This is a genomic window from Aeromonas sp. s11 (assembly GCF_040907945.1).
GTDB classification, from domain to species: domain Bacteria; phylum Pseudomonadota; class Gammaproteobacteria; order Enterobacterales; family Aeromonadaceae; genus Aeromonas; species Aeromonas veronii.
In genome coordinates this window covers 285,272-300,971 of the sequence record NZ_JBFOCU010000062.1, presented here as the reverse complement: position 1 = coordinate 300,971, position 15,700 = coordinate 285,272, and the positions used below count along the sequence as shown (strand labels likewise).

Sequence of the window (15,700 nt, the reverse complement as noted above, 5' to 3'; positions counted from 1 at the left end):
ACAACTTGCAACCGGCCATCACCCAAGGGAGGCCGCTCGGAGTACTATTCAGGCAACACGAATCACGCCCGCACTCAGGTATCGAGGCTTAACATGAAATGGATTTTCAACCCCGCCATCCGGCTGGGCAATCAGCTCTCCTTCAAATACAAATTCCTGCTCTGGTCCTGCCTGATGCTGCTGCCACTGGCGTACAGCATGACCAATCTGCTGGAGCGGCTGCAGGATGACAACGCGCAGGCCAACCGCGAGCTGGCGGGAGTGGTCAATCTCGCCCCCGTGCCCGCTATCGAGCAAGCCCTGCTCACCCATCGCAATCTGGTGACCCGTCACGCCTATGAGGTGGATCCGGTCGGTGATGATCAGGTCAAGGCAGCCGCACAAGCAGTTGATCAGAGCCTGCAAGCCTTTGCCGACACCCGCCAGAACAACCCCTCCTTTGAGGTGATCCAGCAGGGCTGGGCCGCCCTGCAGAGTGAAGCGGGCAAGCTGGAAGTGGAGCGGAGCAACTTGCGCCACGACAAGCTGCTGACCGAGGTGCGCCACCTCTACAAGCACATTACCGCCAGTAGCAGCCTGATCCAGGATCCGGCGCTCGGTACCTACTACATGGTGATCCTCGCCAGTGAGCGGTTGCCGCAACTGCGCGACCTGCTGGCTCAGGTGCGGGATCGCGCCGCCACCATCGCCGATTTCGGCCTGTTTCAGGCCGAGGGCTATAGCGGCCTGCGTTTTCGTCTTGACCTGATCAGCGCCACTCTGCAGGAGTTGGAGGCCGATCTGACCCTGCTCTACCAGATCGAACCCGCCTACCGCGCCGAGCTAGGTCAGCAGACCGATGCTCTGATACAGCTGGTGCGTCAGGGGGTCGAGACCATGGAAAACAAGATGATGAAAGATCAGCTGGTGCAACTCTCCACCAAGGAGGTGCAAGCGCTGGGGGATAAAATGGACGAGGCCATCACCGCGCTGGCAGGCCAGGTACGCCAGCGGCTGGAGGCCGACCTGCATCAGCGGCTGGCCGCCAACCAACGCCACTTCTGGTGGGTCACCGCGCCGCTGACCGTCAGCTTGCTGCTCTACCTCTACCTGATGATCGGTGCCTATCTCTCCCTGCGCGACACCGTAGGGCGGGTGCGTGATATTGCCGCCCGGGTCAACGCCCAGGATCTCAGCCAGCATATCGAGATCGTCGGTCAGGACGAGCTGGCCGCCATCAGCCGGGATTACAACGTGACCCTGGAGACCCTGCGTACCCTGATGCTGCGAGTGCGGGAAAATGGCGTCACAGTAGTGGAGAGCGCCACCGAGATCGAAGCGCGCACCTGCCGCTCGCAGGAGGTCATTGCCGATCAGCAAGGGGAGACCCATCAGGTCGCCACCGCCATCAAGGAGCTGGCCGCCACCTCACAAGACATGGCGGGCAACGCCCTGCAAGCCGCCCGCATGACCCAGGAGGCGCAGAACGTGGTCGGTCAGGGCGAGGATGTGGTGGAGCGCACCATCAAGGCGATCGACCATATCAACCGCGAGGTGCTGCGCACCGCCGACACCATCGGCCAACTGGAGCAGCAGTGCAGTCAGATTGGCGGCGTCATCAGCGTGATCCGTGGCATCGCTGAACAGACCAACCTGCTGGCCCTCAACGCTGCCATCGAAGCGGCCCGGGCCGGTGAGCAGGGTCGCGGCTTTGCGGTGGTGGCCGACGAGGTGCGGTCTCTTGCCAACCGCACCCAGGGGGCCACCGTCGAGATCCAGCAGATGATTGAACAGCTGCAATCCGGTGCCCGCGCCTCGGTCACCGCCATGTCGGCGGCCAGCCATGAAGCGCAGGAGGGGGTCGGGCTGGCGCAGGAGGCAAAGCAGGCTTTTGGCGCCATCACCGAGAAGGTGGATCGAATGGTCGATACCAACGCCATCATCGCCAGCGCCATCGAGCAGCAGGGCGCAGTGGTCAACGAGATCGAACGCAACGTGGTGCACATCTCCGATGGCAGTGACGAGGCGCTGCAAGTGGCCAACGCCGCCCGCGATGCCGCCCGCCAGATCCACCAGCTCACCGAACAGCTGCGCACCATGGTACAGAGCTTCGTGCTGTAACAGAGCGCTGACAAGCCGGGCTCAACGTGAGCCCGGCATTATCCCGGTCTCGCCCCTGCCCACAACATCTCGGTTGCTCGGATCATCCAGAAAATCTCTGCGACCCACTTGCCGGGCAGATGCCAACAAAGTAGTCTCGAACGAAAACAAAGTGCGGCGTTCCCGACACGCACTCTCGATGATGTCGAGGGAAACCAAGCCACCTGCGAGCCACAGATTAAAACCAGCGTCACGTCATCTATCACCCGCTTCAAGCGAGGATTTACCCATGGCCAGATACCAGTTTTTTACCATTCCGGCGTCCAATCGGCAGCAATACACCTTTATCGACATGGCATCTCCGACTTTTCTGAGTGAAAAGGCGGCACTGCTGACCCAAGGATTCGAGGTGGAGGAGGACTTTATTGACGCAACCAGCCCGCGAGAGGCCGTCGAGAAGTACCAATCCAATTTTCTCTATGTGGCGGATGAGATAGGCAAGTCCGATAGCAGCTACGCCGCGGCCGTCGCCATGCTGGAGATTGGCAAGGGGTTATTTGGCAATAAAACCCGCCGAGATTAGGTGCAGCGGTAAAGAGTGGTGGCCATCGTGGCAACGCGCCCGATGGCCATATGGCAAGACATCAATTCGGTAAGTCAGAAGCGTCCCAGCTGCTGGAGCATCTCGATCAGCTCCTCTTCGCTGCTCGGCTCATAGGCTAGCTGAAGGCTCGGCGCAGCGCCCCCCATCAGCATGTAGACGTTGGTGCTGCAGTGGTCGTAGTGATACCACTTACCGTCGATACAGACGTCGGTATAGCATCTCGGGTCCCTTTTCAGTTCCATATGCACATCCTTTTGTTGCATCCCATCAACATCACTCCTGACCGTAAAATAACCACCGAGGTTCACGCTTGATGCAGATCAAGGGAAGCGGCTGAAAGGGACAGATATCAGCCAGATCTGTGGCCTGCGGATGCCCCGAGCCACCATAGATTATCCGAATGAAGACGGGCCGAGTGCCCTGTCATATCGCCGGATGGCCCCCGGTAACAAAAACGGCGCCCGCAGGCGCCGTTTTTTCATTCCCGTCATGTTATTTCCACCGACGGGGTAAACAAGCAAGAGGCTTATTCGTCTTCCAGATAGGCGTAGCCTTGCAGGCCCAGCTCCAGCTCGTCGAGCAGGGCTTTGCGAGTGGCATCGTCCAGCGCCGGGTGAGCGGCGATCCGCTGGTAGTTCTCGCGGATCACGGACGGGTCGATGTTGACGTAACGCAGCAGCTGGTCGACGGTGTCGCCACGCACCACGTTGCGAATGTCCATCTTGCCCTCTTCGTCCAGCCACACTTCCGCGCAGTGGGTGTCACCGAACAGGTTGTGCAGATCGCCGAGGATCTCCTGATAGGCACCGACCAGGAAGAAGCCGACGTGGCACTCTTCGTTCTCGCCGTAGACCGGCATTGGCAGGGTGCTCTCGACCCCCAGACCGTCGACATAGTGCTCGACCTGACCGTCGGAGTCACAGGTGATATCCATCAGGATACCGCGACGGCTAAGCGGACGATCGAGACCAGCCAGCGGCATCACCGGGAATACCTGACCGATACCCCAGGCATCCGGCAGAGACTGGAACAGGGAGAAGTTGGCAAAGCACTTGTCCGCCAGCTTTTCACTCAGTTCGTCAGCCAGCGCACGGTGGTTGCGGTTGACCGGGTTGAGCATCTCTTTGAGCGCCAGACAGGTGTTCTGGTGCAGCATCTCGGCCCAGGCACGCTGTTCAAGGTTCAAGAGGCCCATGGTGTACTGGGTATTCACGTCACCCAAATCTGCCACCGAGTCATGGAAGATCTCCAGCAGGGAGGGATCTTCGCTGCGCAGATCCAGCCAGCCTTTCCACATGTTCTGCAGAATGGTAGGTGCATCTTCGTCCGGCGCGCTGATGTCGTTCATCTCCACCCCTTCGGCACCAATGATATTTGTAACCAGCACGGCGTGGTGAGCGGTCAGGGCACGGCCAGACTCGCTGATGATGGTCGGGTGCGGCAGATCGAACTCGCGGCAGACATCGCCGATGCCCCATACCACGTTGTTGGCGTACTCGGAGAGGCTGTAGTTGGCGGAGCAGTGGCTCTGGGAACGGGTTCCCTCGTAATCCACGCCCAGGCCGCCACCGACGTCAACGACTTCGATGTTGGCACCGAGGCGACGCAGTTCAGCATAGAAACGGCCGCACTCGCGGATGCCGCCCTGAATGTCGCGGATATTGGCGATCTGGGAGCCCAGATGGAAGTGCAGCAACTGCAGGCAATCCAGCTTGCCCAGCCCGCGCAGACGTTCGATCAGCGCCAGGATCTGGGAGGCGGAGAGACCAAATTTGGACATGGAGCCGCCGCTCGATTCCCACATGCCGGAGCCGGTGGAAGCGAGCTTGGCACGCACCCCAATGTTGGGCTTGATATTGAGACGAGCTGACTCGTCCAGCACCATTTCCAGTTCGGAGGGCTTCTCCACCACGATGTAGACCTTGTGGCCCATCAGATTGCCCAAGAGGGCGTGGCGGATATATTCGCGGTCTTTGTAACCGTTGCAGACGATCACCGAGCCTTGCTCATGGTGATGGGACAGCACGGCCAGCAGTTCCGGTTTGGAACCAGCTTCCAGGCCAAGCCGGGGCTTGTCGCTGTAGGACTGGCTGATGGTCTCGATGACACGACGCTGCTGGTTTACCTTGATCGGGTAAACGCAGAGGTAGTCCCCTTCATAGCCTGACTTCTCGATGGCCTGACCAAAGGCGTTGAACAGCGCATCGACCCGACTCTTGAGGATGTCGGGGAAGCGCAGCAACACGGGGGTGGTCAGTCCGGACTGACGCAACTGTTCGATGGCGTCAGAGAGCACGATATGCGCGTCAGGGCGTGATTTGTCGGGGGCGACGGTCACATGACCGGCGTCATTGATATTGAAAAAACCCGCACCCCAGTAGGGAACGTTGTAGACCTTCAAGGAGTCCTTGCTGGACCAGTTAGTCATGGGCTATGCCTCGCAAATGAGCGACCCAAAGTCGCCTTCGTTACCCTCAATCACATCCAGACCATCTAGTGCAGAGTACGGCGAGCGCTGCCATCACGAGACGCAGCCACCCAAACCAACCCTTTGCACATCGCGGCAAGCCAGAGGCTGCCTGGTGGATCTTGGGGAAGTAACGAGTCTTGATGTGGGGCTGGTGGCTTTACATCAAGCTCAACGGTATGCGGTGCCACTATGCCGTGGCGCCGCGGTACTTTGATGACAGACGACATCAGCCACGCCGTCAGTTCATCATTCGGCAGCGATCCCGACAGAAGGAGAGGGTTCCAAGGAAGAGAAGCGAAGGCGCCAGCACGCATGCGTGTTGATAGACGACAACAACCACAGCCCACCTCACCGTCAGTGACCGCCCATGACAAGGGAAGATGATGAGCCGGTGGCCCACTCGGTCAAATGAAGGATGAGAGTCTGTTGTTCTCCCTGATACCGGAGCCTAACCGGTATTAAAGAAACCATTCCCCAGCAGTGTCTGTCGTTTCTGCGTGCCTCGCCCTATAGGCGTATGATCGGTCGGGTTTCTGGCGGCTCTGCCTGCTTCAGGGTTGCCCTTGGATCGGCGCGGAGTGTACACACTTACCGCGGGCAGTGACAATAAAAAATAGTGTTCAAAATCCCCTTTTAATAAGTCGATCAAATCTTGCTGGCGGGCAGGCGGGCTCTGGGATGGCGCAGGTTATGCGACAGCCCGGTTTCCCCTTGAAAAGTGTGTGAAAACGCCATGATTGGGCTGACGCCTTGCTGTGCGGTCGCTGAGGGGAATTTGGCCGCCAGCGCCTAAATATCGCAATAAATGCAAAATTTATGCGCCTCCCCTCGCCGAAGTTGCCCCGCGTGCCGCACATTCGCCGCTCTCCCCTTGCGTCAAAAAATGGGAAAAACCTGCGCTGACGCAATGAGTGCCCCGCACGGATTGGCCACAATGACCGCTCACAATCGGTTAGAGGCTGACTAATGGATACCCTGCTTGAGCGTTTTCTGCGTTACGTAACTTTTCATACCCGCTCCGATGAGACCAATCCAGCCTGCCCCAGCAGCGAAGGCCAACTGATCTTTGCCCACGCCCTGCAAGAAGAGATGAAGGCGCTGGGGCTGACCCGGGTCACTCTGGATGAGCACGGCTACCTCACCGGCTGCCTGCCGGGCAACCAGCCGGACGCCCCCGCCATCGGCCTGATTGCCCACATGGATACCGCCGACTACGAGGCGGAGCACGTAGTACCGCAAATCATCGAAAACTATCAGGGCGGCGACATCTGCCTTGGCAAGGGTGACGAGGTGCTCGCCATCCGTGACTACCGCTTCCTGAAAAACTATCTGGGTCAGGACCTCATCACCACCGACGGCACCACCTTGCTTGGCGCCGACGACAAGGCGGGTATCGCCGAGATCCTCACCACCATCGACCACCTGCAGGCCCACCCCGAGATCCCACGTGGCGATATCTGGGTCGGCTTTACCCCGGATGAAGAGATCGGCCGTGGCGCCAACCTGTTCCCGCTGGAGAGATTCCCGGCCAAATGGGCCTATACCGTGGATGGCGGCGAACTGGGCGAGCTGGAGTATGAAAACTTCAACGCCGCCAGCGCCACGGTGCGTTTTATCGGCAATAACGTCCACCCCGGCACCGCCAAGGGCAGCATGATCAACAGCCAGACCCTGGCCGCCCGCTTCCACGCCGCCATGCCTGCCGAGCAGACCCCGGAGTGCACCGACGGGTATGAGGGCTTCTTCCATCTGGCCCAGATGAGCGGCACCGTGGAGGAGAGCACCCTGCACTACATCATCCGTGACTTCGACGACGAGCACTTCGCCGCACGCAAGGCCGAGATGCAAAGCCGGGTGGCCGCCCTGCAGGCCGAGTATCCCAAGGCCCGCATCGAGCTGACCCTGACCGACAGCTATCGCAACATGCGCAGCCAGATCGAGCCGCACATGCATATCGTCGAGCTGGCCAAGGCCGCCATGGAGGCCGCCGACGTGGTGCCGAAAATCAAGCCCATTCGCGGCGGTACCGATGGCGCCCGCCTCTCCTTTATGGGTCTGCCCTGCCCCAACCTCTTCACCGGTGGCCACAACTTCCACGGCAAGCACGAGTTCATCCCGCTGCAATCGATGGAGAAATCGGTCGCCACTCTGGTGGAGCTGGTGCGCCTCACCACAGCCTGGCGCGGTTAATCGGGTCGCTATCTTTACCGCGACAACCAAGGGGGGAGCCGGTCAACCGGCCCCCCCCTTGCTATCTGGCCATCACCCATCAGGAAAGGGAAACCGGGGAGGGTCACTCAGGAGCAACTGGCTGCCGCTGCCATCAAACTGTCATCCCGCTGACATGTCGCGGGAACAGTGTCACATCATGCTGGGAGCAACGGATCGTCGGAGCCCCCCAGATGTTCACTATCGATACCCTGCTGACCCAGCACTTCCCCCGCCTGCTTGGCTACCCCCTGCTCACCCCGCTGTTAAAGCGGCTGTTGGGCTGGCTGCTCAACGAACGTGTCTTTGCCGACTTTGCCGCCCGCTACCCGCACCTGCGCGGCCTCGACTTTGTCGAGCAGGCGCTGACCCAGCTCGATTTCGACTATCGGGTCAGCGAGGCGCAGCTGGAGCATATTCCCGCCAGCGGCCGGGTCATTCTTGTTGCCAACCACCCCATCGGCTCGCTGGATGGACTGGCGCTGCTGCAACTGCTCGGTCGCATCCGCCCCGATGTGAAGATCGTCGCCAACCAGCTGCTGGCACAACTCGCGCCGCTGCGCCCTTTGCTATTGCCGGTGGACAACATGGAGGGCAAGACCGATCGACAGGCCATCCTCGCCATGAACGAACACCTCGCCCATGAAGGTGCGCTGGTGATCTTCCCCGCAGGTGAAGTCTCGCGGCTTGGCCTCAAGGGGGTAAAAGATGGCCCCTGGCAGGCAGGCTTTATCAAACTGGCCCAGCGCACCCGCACCCCGCTGGTGCCCATCCATCTGGGGGGGCGCAACAGCCTCTGGTTCTATCTCGCCTCCTGGCTCAACAAGCCCGCCTCCGCCCTGTTGCTGGTGCGTCAGCTGTTTCGCCAGCAGGGGCAAACCCTGCCGGTGACCATAGGGGCGCGCATTCCGCTCGGCAGTTTTCAGGAGCTGCCCGCCAAGACGGCGGCGCGGCTGGTGCGCAACCACCTCTACCGGATTGGCCGTGGCAAGGCAGGGCGCCTGCAGACCGAGGCTCCCATCGCCCTGCCGGAGGATCGCCGCCAGCTCAAACAGGCCATCGAAAGCTGCGAACAGCTCGGCACCACCCCGGATGGTCAGGGGATCTACCTCTACCGCCGCCACGAACTGAGCCACTCGGTGATCCTGCGCGAGCTGGGGCGACTGCGGGAGATCGCCTTTCGCGCGGTGGGGGAAGGCTCCGGCAAGCGGCGGGATCTCGATGGCTTTGACAACGACTATCACCACCTGATCCTCTGGGATCCGGCCCGGCTCGATATTATCGGTGCCTACCGGTTCGCCCCGGTGGCCGAGCTGCTGGCCAGCAAGGGGAAGGATGGCCTCTACAGCCACACCCTGTTCGGCTTTGAGGATAAGCTGCTGCCCCGGCTGGAGCAGGCCATCGAGCTTGGCCGCAGCTTTATCCAGCCCGCCTACTGGGGCAAGCGGGGGCTCGATTATCTCTGGTTCGGCATCGGTGCCTATCTGGCCCGCTATCCCCGCTACCGCTACCTGTTTGGCCCGGTGTCGCTCTCCGGCAGCCTGCCGCCGGCGGCCAAGGATCTGCTGGTGAGCTTCTACCGCCAGCACTTTGCCCCCGAGCTGGCGCTGGCCCCCTCCCGCCGTCCCTACCCCGAGACGCAACCTCTGTTCGAGGGGTTGGATTACGGCGCCGATCTCAAAGCACTCAAGGCCCGTCTCGACAATCTGGGCTGCGCCATCCCTACCCTCTACAAGCAGTATTCCGAGCTGTGCGAGCCGGGCGGGGTGCAGTTTATGGATTTTGGCATCGACCCCGACTTCAACCACTGCATCGACGGGCTGGTGTGGGTCGATGTGAGCCGCATCAAGTCCCACAAGCGGGCCCGCTATATCGGCAGTCATCTAGCCGAGCCGCGCTTATAACCCTGCAGGCGCCAGGCAAACAGCCAAAGGCAAAAAAGGAGAGAGAGGCCATCGCCTCCCTCTCCTTTCGCTCTCATGCTCAGCACCTTTTCGAGGCGCTCGGCCCATCTGGCGTTACTCGGCCGCCTTGCGATCCGAGTGGCCGAGATCCCGCTCAGGGGCGATGACGTCACGCACCCTCTGCTTGATCTCCTTGGCCTCGGGGAAGCCGTCATCGACCACCCGATCCCACACCTGCACCCCGCTCACCAGAATGCGGAACTCCCCCTTGCTGGCCGGCACCAGCGCCACCTCCCCCAGATCGCTGTCGAAGGTGGATAGCAGCTCCTGCGCCAGCCAGGCGGCGCGCAGCATCCAGCGACAGAGGGTGCAGTAGCGGATTTCGATGCGGGGTTTGCTGATCAGGGTTTCAGACTCGGTCATGAGTGACTCCATAAAAAAGCGACAATAGCGGGAAGTGGCGTACCGCCGCCCAATGGCCGATCCCGGTTTGGTCAAATCAGTGCTGATCAACCCCATGAAAATCGGCCAGCCAATGGCGGGCAATGGTACGCATCGCCGATTCTGGCAGCTCGAACAGGCCGGGAGCAAGAGGGCCTGCCGCCAGCATCCGGATCCCTTCCATGATCTCCGCCAGCACCAGATAGACATATTCACCAATCACGGCGCCATGGACGAAGTTGACCGCCTCACCCCGGTTGAGCAGGTAGACCTGGGTACCATCCGGCCGGTTGAGGGCCAGCACATGGGGGCACACCTCTTCGCTTGGCCACGGCAACTGGGCCAGCGAGAAGGCAAACTCGTCGTCGGCCGAGGTGACCGAAGCGACCATGGTGCCGGGGCGCAGTGCCTGCAGATCCGCCAAATCCAGCGAGCCGTTGCCGGTAGAGCAGATCACCAGCTCGGCGCGGCTCAAGGCTTCAGCCTTGGTGATCAAGCGAAAACCGTGAGAGAGCGCTTCGACCTGTCGCAGCACATCGGTCTCCACCAGCCCGAGATGGAGGTTGCGACAACGCAGGTCGCGGGCGATGCTGCGCCCCACCTTGCCATAGCCAAACAGCACGGCTTCGCAGACGTTGAAGGTACGGTTGAGGTTGCGGGCCAACGACTCCGCGGAGTAGACCACGCTCAAACCAATCTGGATATCCTCGGCCTGCTTGAGGGGACTGCGTGCCACCGACACCACGGGGGTCGCCAGCACCTCCTGCTCATAGCGCTGGTGGCCGTTCTCGGTCATCTCCACCACCCCGAGGAAACGGGGGCCAAAGTATTCACTCAAGATCACCTGGGTTTTGGCAAAGTAACCGCCAATATCGAGGATCAGCAACCGCTCGTGGGGGGCCACCAGCGGTGCAATCTGCTGGATAAGGCTGTCGGGATCATTGGTCCAGCGCCGGTTGAGGTGCAGCACCGGATAGTGCTGGGATACCCACTCCAGGGTCGGGCCGTGTACCGATTTCGGTTTGGGTAAAATGGCGCCTATCCGCCCAATCCGGGAAAGCGCTTCGATAAAACGGGGGCGATCGGGAAGCAGGTGAGTGACCAGCAAAATGCAGAGACCATCTATACGTCCCTGTCCGGTGAAATGGCGAAAAAACAGATGCTCAGATCCTTGACTGCGCAACTGTGGCCTCCTTATGTGCCGCAAAGCAGGCAAACAGAACCCGGCGCGGCCGGGTTCTGTGTGTGTCCAAATAAAATGAAAAACCTTTTTATCTGAAACACATAGGTGGCTCAATCATTATCTGTCAAGAGTATGAGCGGGTATGCAAAAATGACTGTAATTGCCTGTTTTACATGCAAAAATCAGTACAAAGATGCAGCAGGCCACACCCACCACAGGCTAAGCCCGGTTCCTGCCGCGGCGAGCAAGATCAGCCCCCCCCAACGCACTGGCCAGGGTTTGTCACGCAACGCCCACTCCAGCAGCGGCAGCAACCAGACCGGCAGCAACACCACCAGCGGCACCTCCACATATTGCCAGGCGAGCATCTGGACAAAGGCGAGGGCCAGCGCCAGACCGGCTGGGGCTACATTGATGCCAATAAAGGTGGCGAGCAGGGCACGAAAGCCGGCGAAAGCGGCCAGCGCACCGGCCAGCTGGGCAATCAGCAGGCTACCATCGATGCCGATCACCAGCGCCAGCCAGATAAAGCCGAGGGCAAACCCGAGCCCCTCGCGGCTATCACAGCGCAAGGTGCTCCAGCCAAACCAGCCGATGGCGGGCAGCAGCGCCAGCCAGATCCGGGATTCGCTCGCCAATACCGAAGCCAATCCCTGCCACCACACCAGCGCACTGAACACAGCAAAGAGCAGCAGCGAGCCGCGCAGATCGTTCACCTGAGCCGCAATGGCGGGGACCAGCAGGGTCAGCGGCAACCACTGCCACGCCTTTTCCGGCATGCCATAGAGGCCGCCGAGCCAGGATCCCACCAACCAGAGCGCCAGCGCGCCCCACAGATACCCCAGTCGCTGCCAGCGCCACGATAGCAAAGCGGCTCCCAGAGGAGCCGCCAGGGTTTGCAGCAGAAGTTCCGCGCCCATTACTTGCGCACGCCTTCGACAAACAGGTTGATGTTCATCTCGTCCGGGATGCCGGGCAGCATGTAGCTCACGCCAAAGTCACTGCGCTTGATGGTGGTGGAGGCGTTGAAGCCGCTGCGGTAGCCGCCCCAGGGATCCTTGCCCTCACCGATCTTGACCAGATCGAAGGCCACTTCCTTGGAGACGCCGTGCAGAGTCAGGGTCCCTTTCAGCACGCCTTTATCCTTGGTGCCCTCGTAAGCGGAGCTGACGAAGGTCATCTTGGGATATTGTTTCACGTCGAGGAAATCAGGGCTGCGCAGGTGCTTGTCGCGGGCTTCGTGATTGGAGTCGACGCTGGCGGCATCCACTTCGAAGCTCGCCTTGGCGGCCGCCGGGTTGGCGTCATCCATGCTGAAGGTGCCGCTGAAGGTGTTGAAGCGACCCACCAGCTCGGAGAAGCCCAGGTGACCCACCTTGAACTGCACTGTGGTATGCGCCGCATCCACATCGTAATCCGCCGCCATCAGAGGGGTAGCCATAAACAGGCAGGAGGCCAGCAGAGCCTTGGTCATTTTCATCCGTTCGTTCCTTCATCTTGGGGTTCACATCAGTGGTTAAAATGCTAACCTCGTTCTGAAGATGAATAATCAGTGATTTATTAAATTAATTATTTACTGAGGATGGAAAATGGACCAGATCGCCGCCATGCGTACCTTTATCAAGGTGGTGGAGTGCCAGAGCTTTACCAAGGCCGCCAACCAGCTCGGCATCTCGGTCGCCATGGCCTCCAAACTAATGCAACAGCTGGAGGAGTCCCTCGCCACCCGGCTGCTCTCGCGCACCACCCGCCAGGTCAATCCCACCGAAGCGGGGCAGTTCTACTATCAGCGCTCCCTCGCCCTGCTGGCTGAGCTGGAAGAGACTCACAGCCAGCTGACCCACCACAACCAGCAGCCGAACGGCACCCTCAAGCTCTCGGTGCCGATGGATTTTGGCTATCTGCACCTCTCCCCCGCCCTGCCGCTGTTTCGCCAGCGCTTTCCCGATCTCAAGCTCGATATCGAGTACAGCGACCGGCGGGTAGCGCTGGTGGAAGAGGGGTTCGATCTGGCGCTGCGGATCGGCCACCTCAGCGACTCCTCGCTGGTGGCGCGCCAACTTGCCACCATTCGGGTCGAACTCTGCGCCAGCCCCGCCTATCTGGCACGTAAGGGCAGACCGGAAAAGCCCGAGGATCTCAAGCAGCACGACTGTCTGATCTACACCCTGACCCAGCAGGAGTGGCACTTCAAACGGGGAAGCGAGCAGCAGAGCATCCGGCCACAGGGGCCGCTGCGGGCCAACAACGGGGTGGCGCTGACCCGCGCCGCTTGTGATGATCAGGGCATCATATTGCAGCCCACCTTTATCGTGGGGGAGGCCCTGCGGTCAGGACAGCTGGTCAGCCTGCTGCCAGAGTGGGGCAAGGGAGAGGTGGGACTTTATGCGGTCTATCCGCACCGCCGCTTCGTCTCGGCCAAGGTGCGCTGCTTTATCGAGTTCGTGCAGGAGCGCTATCTCGCCCCGCAACAGTGGGATGCGCCGACCTGATTGCCAGAGCAGAGGGTACGGCCTGCTAGTCCGGCTTGAAACCTAATGCTGGTCGGGTGCGGTGGTGGATGCGGCAACAGGGGTGAGTTTGGCTAGCAGACGCTCCTGCTCGAGGCTTAACTGCCAGCGTGGCAGCCGGGTGCGGACAACCGACAACTGCTGCTCACTCAGGGCATAGGGGAGCGCCACTTCAATCTCGGGGCAGTCAAACATGGCGGCCAGCTGCAGGATCAAAATGAGGTTTGCCTCGTCGGTCTTGTGCTTGTTGACCCGTTTGCGGATCTCGTGGCGCAGCTGGGTTTCGGGGTCCTGGGTCATTGCCTGCCAGCCGAAACCGAACAACGGCACCAGCGCGCTGACAATCCCCAGCGCCGTCATCGGCTGCTTGGGGGGATGATAGAGTGCGTTGAGATCCAGCAGAACAGGATTCTGACGAACCTCACCACCACCAAATAAAATCGTTTTCGTCATTGGATTACCCGCTATATTCCACTAGACTGCGCCGCATATTTTACCCCGATATGCCAACGAGGTGCTGATGCTAAGCGATATCGAGATCTCCCGCCAGTCCCCCCGTCTCTCAATCCACGCGCTGGCCGAACGCCTCGCCATCCCCCAGCACCTGCTCAGCCCCCATGGCCACTACAAAGGCAAGCTCAGCCTCGACCTGCTCACGTCTCAGCCCACACAGAGCGGCAAGCTGGTACTGGTGAGCGCTATCACCCCGACCCCGCTCGGTGAAGGGAAAACGGTGACCACCCTTGGCCTCTCCATGGGGCTCAACCATATCGGCCAGCCCAGCATCGCCACTATCCGCCAGCCGAGCCTCGGGCCGGTATTCGGGGTCAAGGGAGGGGCCGCTGGTGGCGGCCACGCCCAGGTGGTGCCGATGGAGGAGATGAACCTCCACCTCACCGGCGATTTTCACGCCCTGACTGCAGCCCACAATCTGGCGGCTGCAGCCCTCGATGCCCGCCTGTTCCACGAACAGAAACTGGGTGCAGAGTTCACCGCCAAAACCGGCCTGCCGCGGCTCGATATCGATGCTGACAACATCCTCTGGCCACGCACCCTCGACATGAATGACCGCGCCCTGCGCCACCTCACGATTGGACAGGGGGGCGCAGCCGATGGTGTGGAGCGCAGCGATCGCTTCGTCATCACCGCCGCCTCCGAGCTGATGGCCATTCTGGCGCTGGCAAGCGATCTGAAAGACCTGCGCCAGCGCATCGGCCGCATCCAGCTGGCCCGCGATATTCACGGCAAGCCCATTACCGCCGAACAGTTGGAAGTAGCAGGCGCTATGACGGTGCTGCTGAAAGATGCGCTGCAACCGACCCTGATGCAGACCACCGAGCAGACGCCGGTGCTGGTGCACGCCGGCCCCTTTGCCAATATCGCCCACGGCAACTCCTCGGTGATCGCCGATCGCATCGCTCTTGGTCTGACCGACTATGTGGTGACCGAGGCAGGTTTTGGCTCCGACATGGGGCTGGAGAAGTTCTTCAACATCAAGAGCCGCCAATCCGGCATTACCCCTGCCTGCGTGGTACTGGTGGCCACGGTGCGCGGCCTCAAGGCCAACAGCGGTCTGCTGGATATCCGCCCGGGCCAACCGCTACCAGCCAGCCTGCAGGGGGAAGATCTGCCGACCCTCAAGCAGGGCTGCGACAACCTCGCCTGGCATATCCGGAACGCCCGCCGCTACGGGGTGCCGGTGGTGGTCGCCATCAACCGCTTCCCCACCGACAGCGAGGCCGAACTGGCGCTGCTGGCCCATGAAGCGCAGCAAGCCGGTGCCTGTGGCGCAGCCATCTCCAACGCCTTCACCCTGGGTGGTGCCGGTGCCAGCGAGCTGGCCCGCGCCGTGGTCGCCGCCTGCGAGCAACCTAGCAAGGTGAAACTGCTCTACCCCGACGAGGCGAGCCTCGACGCCAAGCTGGCGACCCTGGTGGAGTGCGGCTACGGCGGCCGCGGAGTGCAGCTCTCCGACAGAGCGCGCCAGCAGCTGGCCCAGCTCTCCGCCGAAGGGTGGGATCACTTGCCCATCTGCGTGGCCAAGACGCCGCTCTCCATCAGCCACGACCCGGCCCTCAAAGGGGTGCCGACCGATTTCGAGGTGCCCATCCACGAGGTGAAGCTCTGCGCCGGTGCAGGCTTCGTCTATGCGCTGGCGGGCCCCATCATGACCATGCCGGGGCTGGGCAGTTTGCCTGCCTATCGCCATATCGATATCGATGAGAACGGCGAGATAGTCGGCCTGAGCTGAGCCCTTCCACAACGCCAGAAACAACAAGGCCCCGCCAATTGCGGGGCCTT

At 61.1% G+C, this 15,700-nt stretch carries 13 protein-coding genes; 6 read left to right on the top strand and 7 right to left on the bottom strand.

The genetic code is table 11. From position 1 onward, the window contains the following. The first annotated feature begins 93 nt into the window (after positions 1-93). Positions 94-2,100 carry a methyl-accepting chemotaxis protein gene (locus tag AB5Y84_RS19970; protein WP_368177607.1) on the top strand — a complete coding sequence of 669 codons (2,007 nt, stop codon included), beginning with the start codon at positions 94-96 and terminating at the stop codon, positions 2,098-2,100. 268 nt (positions 2,101-2,368) lie between these two features. Then, a complete protein-coding gene (locus AB5Y84_RS19965; protein ID WP_088869480.1) occupies positions 2,369-2,662 on the top strand; it encodes a hypothetical protein in 294 nt (97 codons plus the stop codon). 74 nt (positions 2,663-2,736) lie between these two features. Here the strand turns inward: AB5Y84_RS19965 and AB5Y84_RS19960 are convergent, their stop codons facing one another. Together AB5Y84_RS19960 and speA are read right to left on the bottom strand one after the other, a co-directional pair. After that, complete coding sequence (locus tag AB5Y84_RS19960; RefSeq protein ID WP_005334402.1) at positions 2,737-2,925, bottom strand: hypothetical protein; 189 nt, start codon at positions 2,923-2,925, stop codon at positions 2,737-2,739. Positions 2,926-3,209: 284 nt separating this feature from the next. Continuing rightward, positions 3,210-5,111: a biosynthetic arginine decarboxylase gene (gene speA / locus AB5Y84_RS19955; protein WP_005344160.1), complete on the bottom strand. Its 1,902-nt coding sequence runs from the start codon at positions 5,109-5,111 to the stop codon at positions 3,210-3,212. Between the two features lie 1,008 nt (positions 5,112-6,119). On the opposite strand from speA, the gene pepT reads away from it, so the two are divergent. Next, complete coding sequence (gene pepT, locus AB5Y84_RS19950) at positions 6,120-7,343, top strand: peptidase T (protein WP_257725629.1); 1,224 nt, start codon at positions 6,120-6,122, stop codon at positions 7,341-7,343. 212 nt (positions 7,344-7,555) lie between these two features. Continuing rightward, positions 7,556-9,265, top strand: coding sequence for a lysophospholipid acyltransferase family protein (locus tag AB5Y84_RS19945; protein ID WP_257725630.1), 1,710 nt, complete (start codon positions 7,556-7,558; stop codon positions 9,263-9,265). Between the two features lie 114 nt (positions 9,266-9,379). On the opposite strand, the gene AB5Y84_RS19940 is transcribed toward AB5Y84_RS19945, so the two are convergent. From AB5Y84_RS19940 to AB5Y84_RS19925, 4 genes are all read right to left on the bottom strand, one after another. Next, positions 9,380-9,688 (bottom strand): SelT/SelW/SelH family protein, encoded by a 309-nt coding sequence (locus tag AB5Y84_RS19940; protein ID WP_043821170.1) that lies wholly within the window; start codon positions 9,686-9,688, stop codon positions 9,380-9,382. 76 nt (positions 9,689-9,764) lie between these two features. Next, positions 9,765-10,889, bottom strand: a complete 1,125-nt coding sequence (locus AB5Y84_RS19935; protein WP_257725631.1) for an adenosylhomocysteinase — start codon at positions 10,887-10,889, stop codon at positions 9,765-9,767. 182 nt (positions 10,890-11,071) lie between these two features. Further along, positions 11,072-11,809 carry a hypothetical protein gene (locus AB5Y84_RS19930; RefSeq protein WP_368177606.1) on the bottom strand — a complete coding sequence of 246 codons (738 nt, stop codon included), beginning with the start codon at positions 11,807-11,809 and terminating at the stop codon, positions 11,072-11,074. Further along, positions 11,809-12,369 (bottom strand): YceI family protein, encoded by a 561-nt coding sequence (locus AB5Y84_RS19925; protein ID WP_005334411.1) that lies wholly within the window; start codon positions 12,367-12,369, stop codon positions 11,809-11,811. Before AB5Y84_RS19925 ends, AB5Y84_RS19930 begins: the two co-directional genes overlap by 1 nt. A 109-nt stretch (positions 12,370-12,478) precedes the next feature. Here AB5Y84_RS19925 and AB5Y84_RS19920 point away from each other — a divergent pair, with 109 nt between their 5' ends. Then, entirely contained in the window at positions 12,479-13,381 is a 903-nt protein-coding gene (locus AB5Y84_RS19920; protein WP_136501293.1) for a LysR family transcriptional regulator, read from the top strand. 42 nt (positions 13,382-13,423) lie between these two features. Here AB5Y84_RS19920 and AB5Y84_RS19915 read toward each other — a convergent pair whose 3' ends face one another. Then, positions 13,424-13,852: a hypothetical protein gene (locus AB5Y84_RS19915; protein ID WP_136501294.1), complete on the bottom strand. Its 429-nt coding sequence runs from the start codon at positions 13,850-13,852 to the stop codon at positions 13,424-13,426. A 67-nt stretch (positions 13,853-13,919) separates the two neighbouring features. Between AB5Y84_RS19915 and AB5Y84_RS19910 the strand changes: the two genes are divergently transcribed. Further along, positions 13,920-15,650 carry a formate--tetrahydrofolate ligase gene (locus tag AB5Y84_RS19910; RefSeq protein ID WP_368177605.1) on the top strand — a complete coding sequence of 577 codons (1,731 nt, stop codon included), beginning with the start codon at positions 13,920-13,922 and terminating at the stop codon, positions 15,648-15,650. Positions 15,651-15,700: the final 50 nt, after the last annotated feature.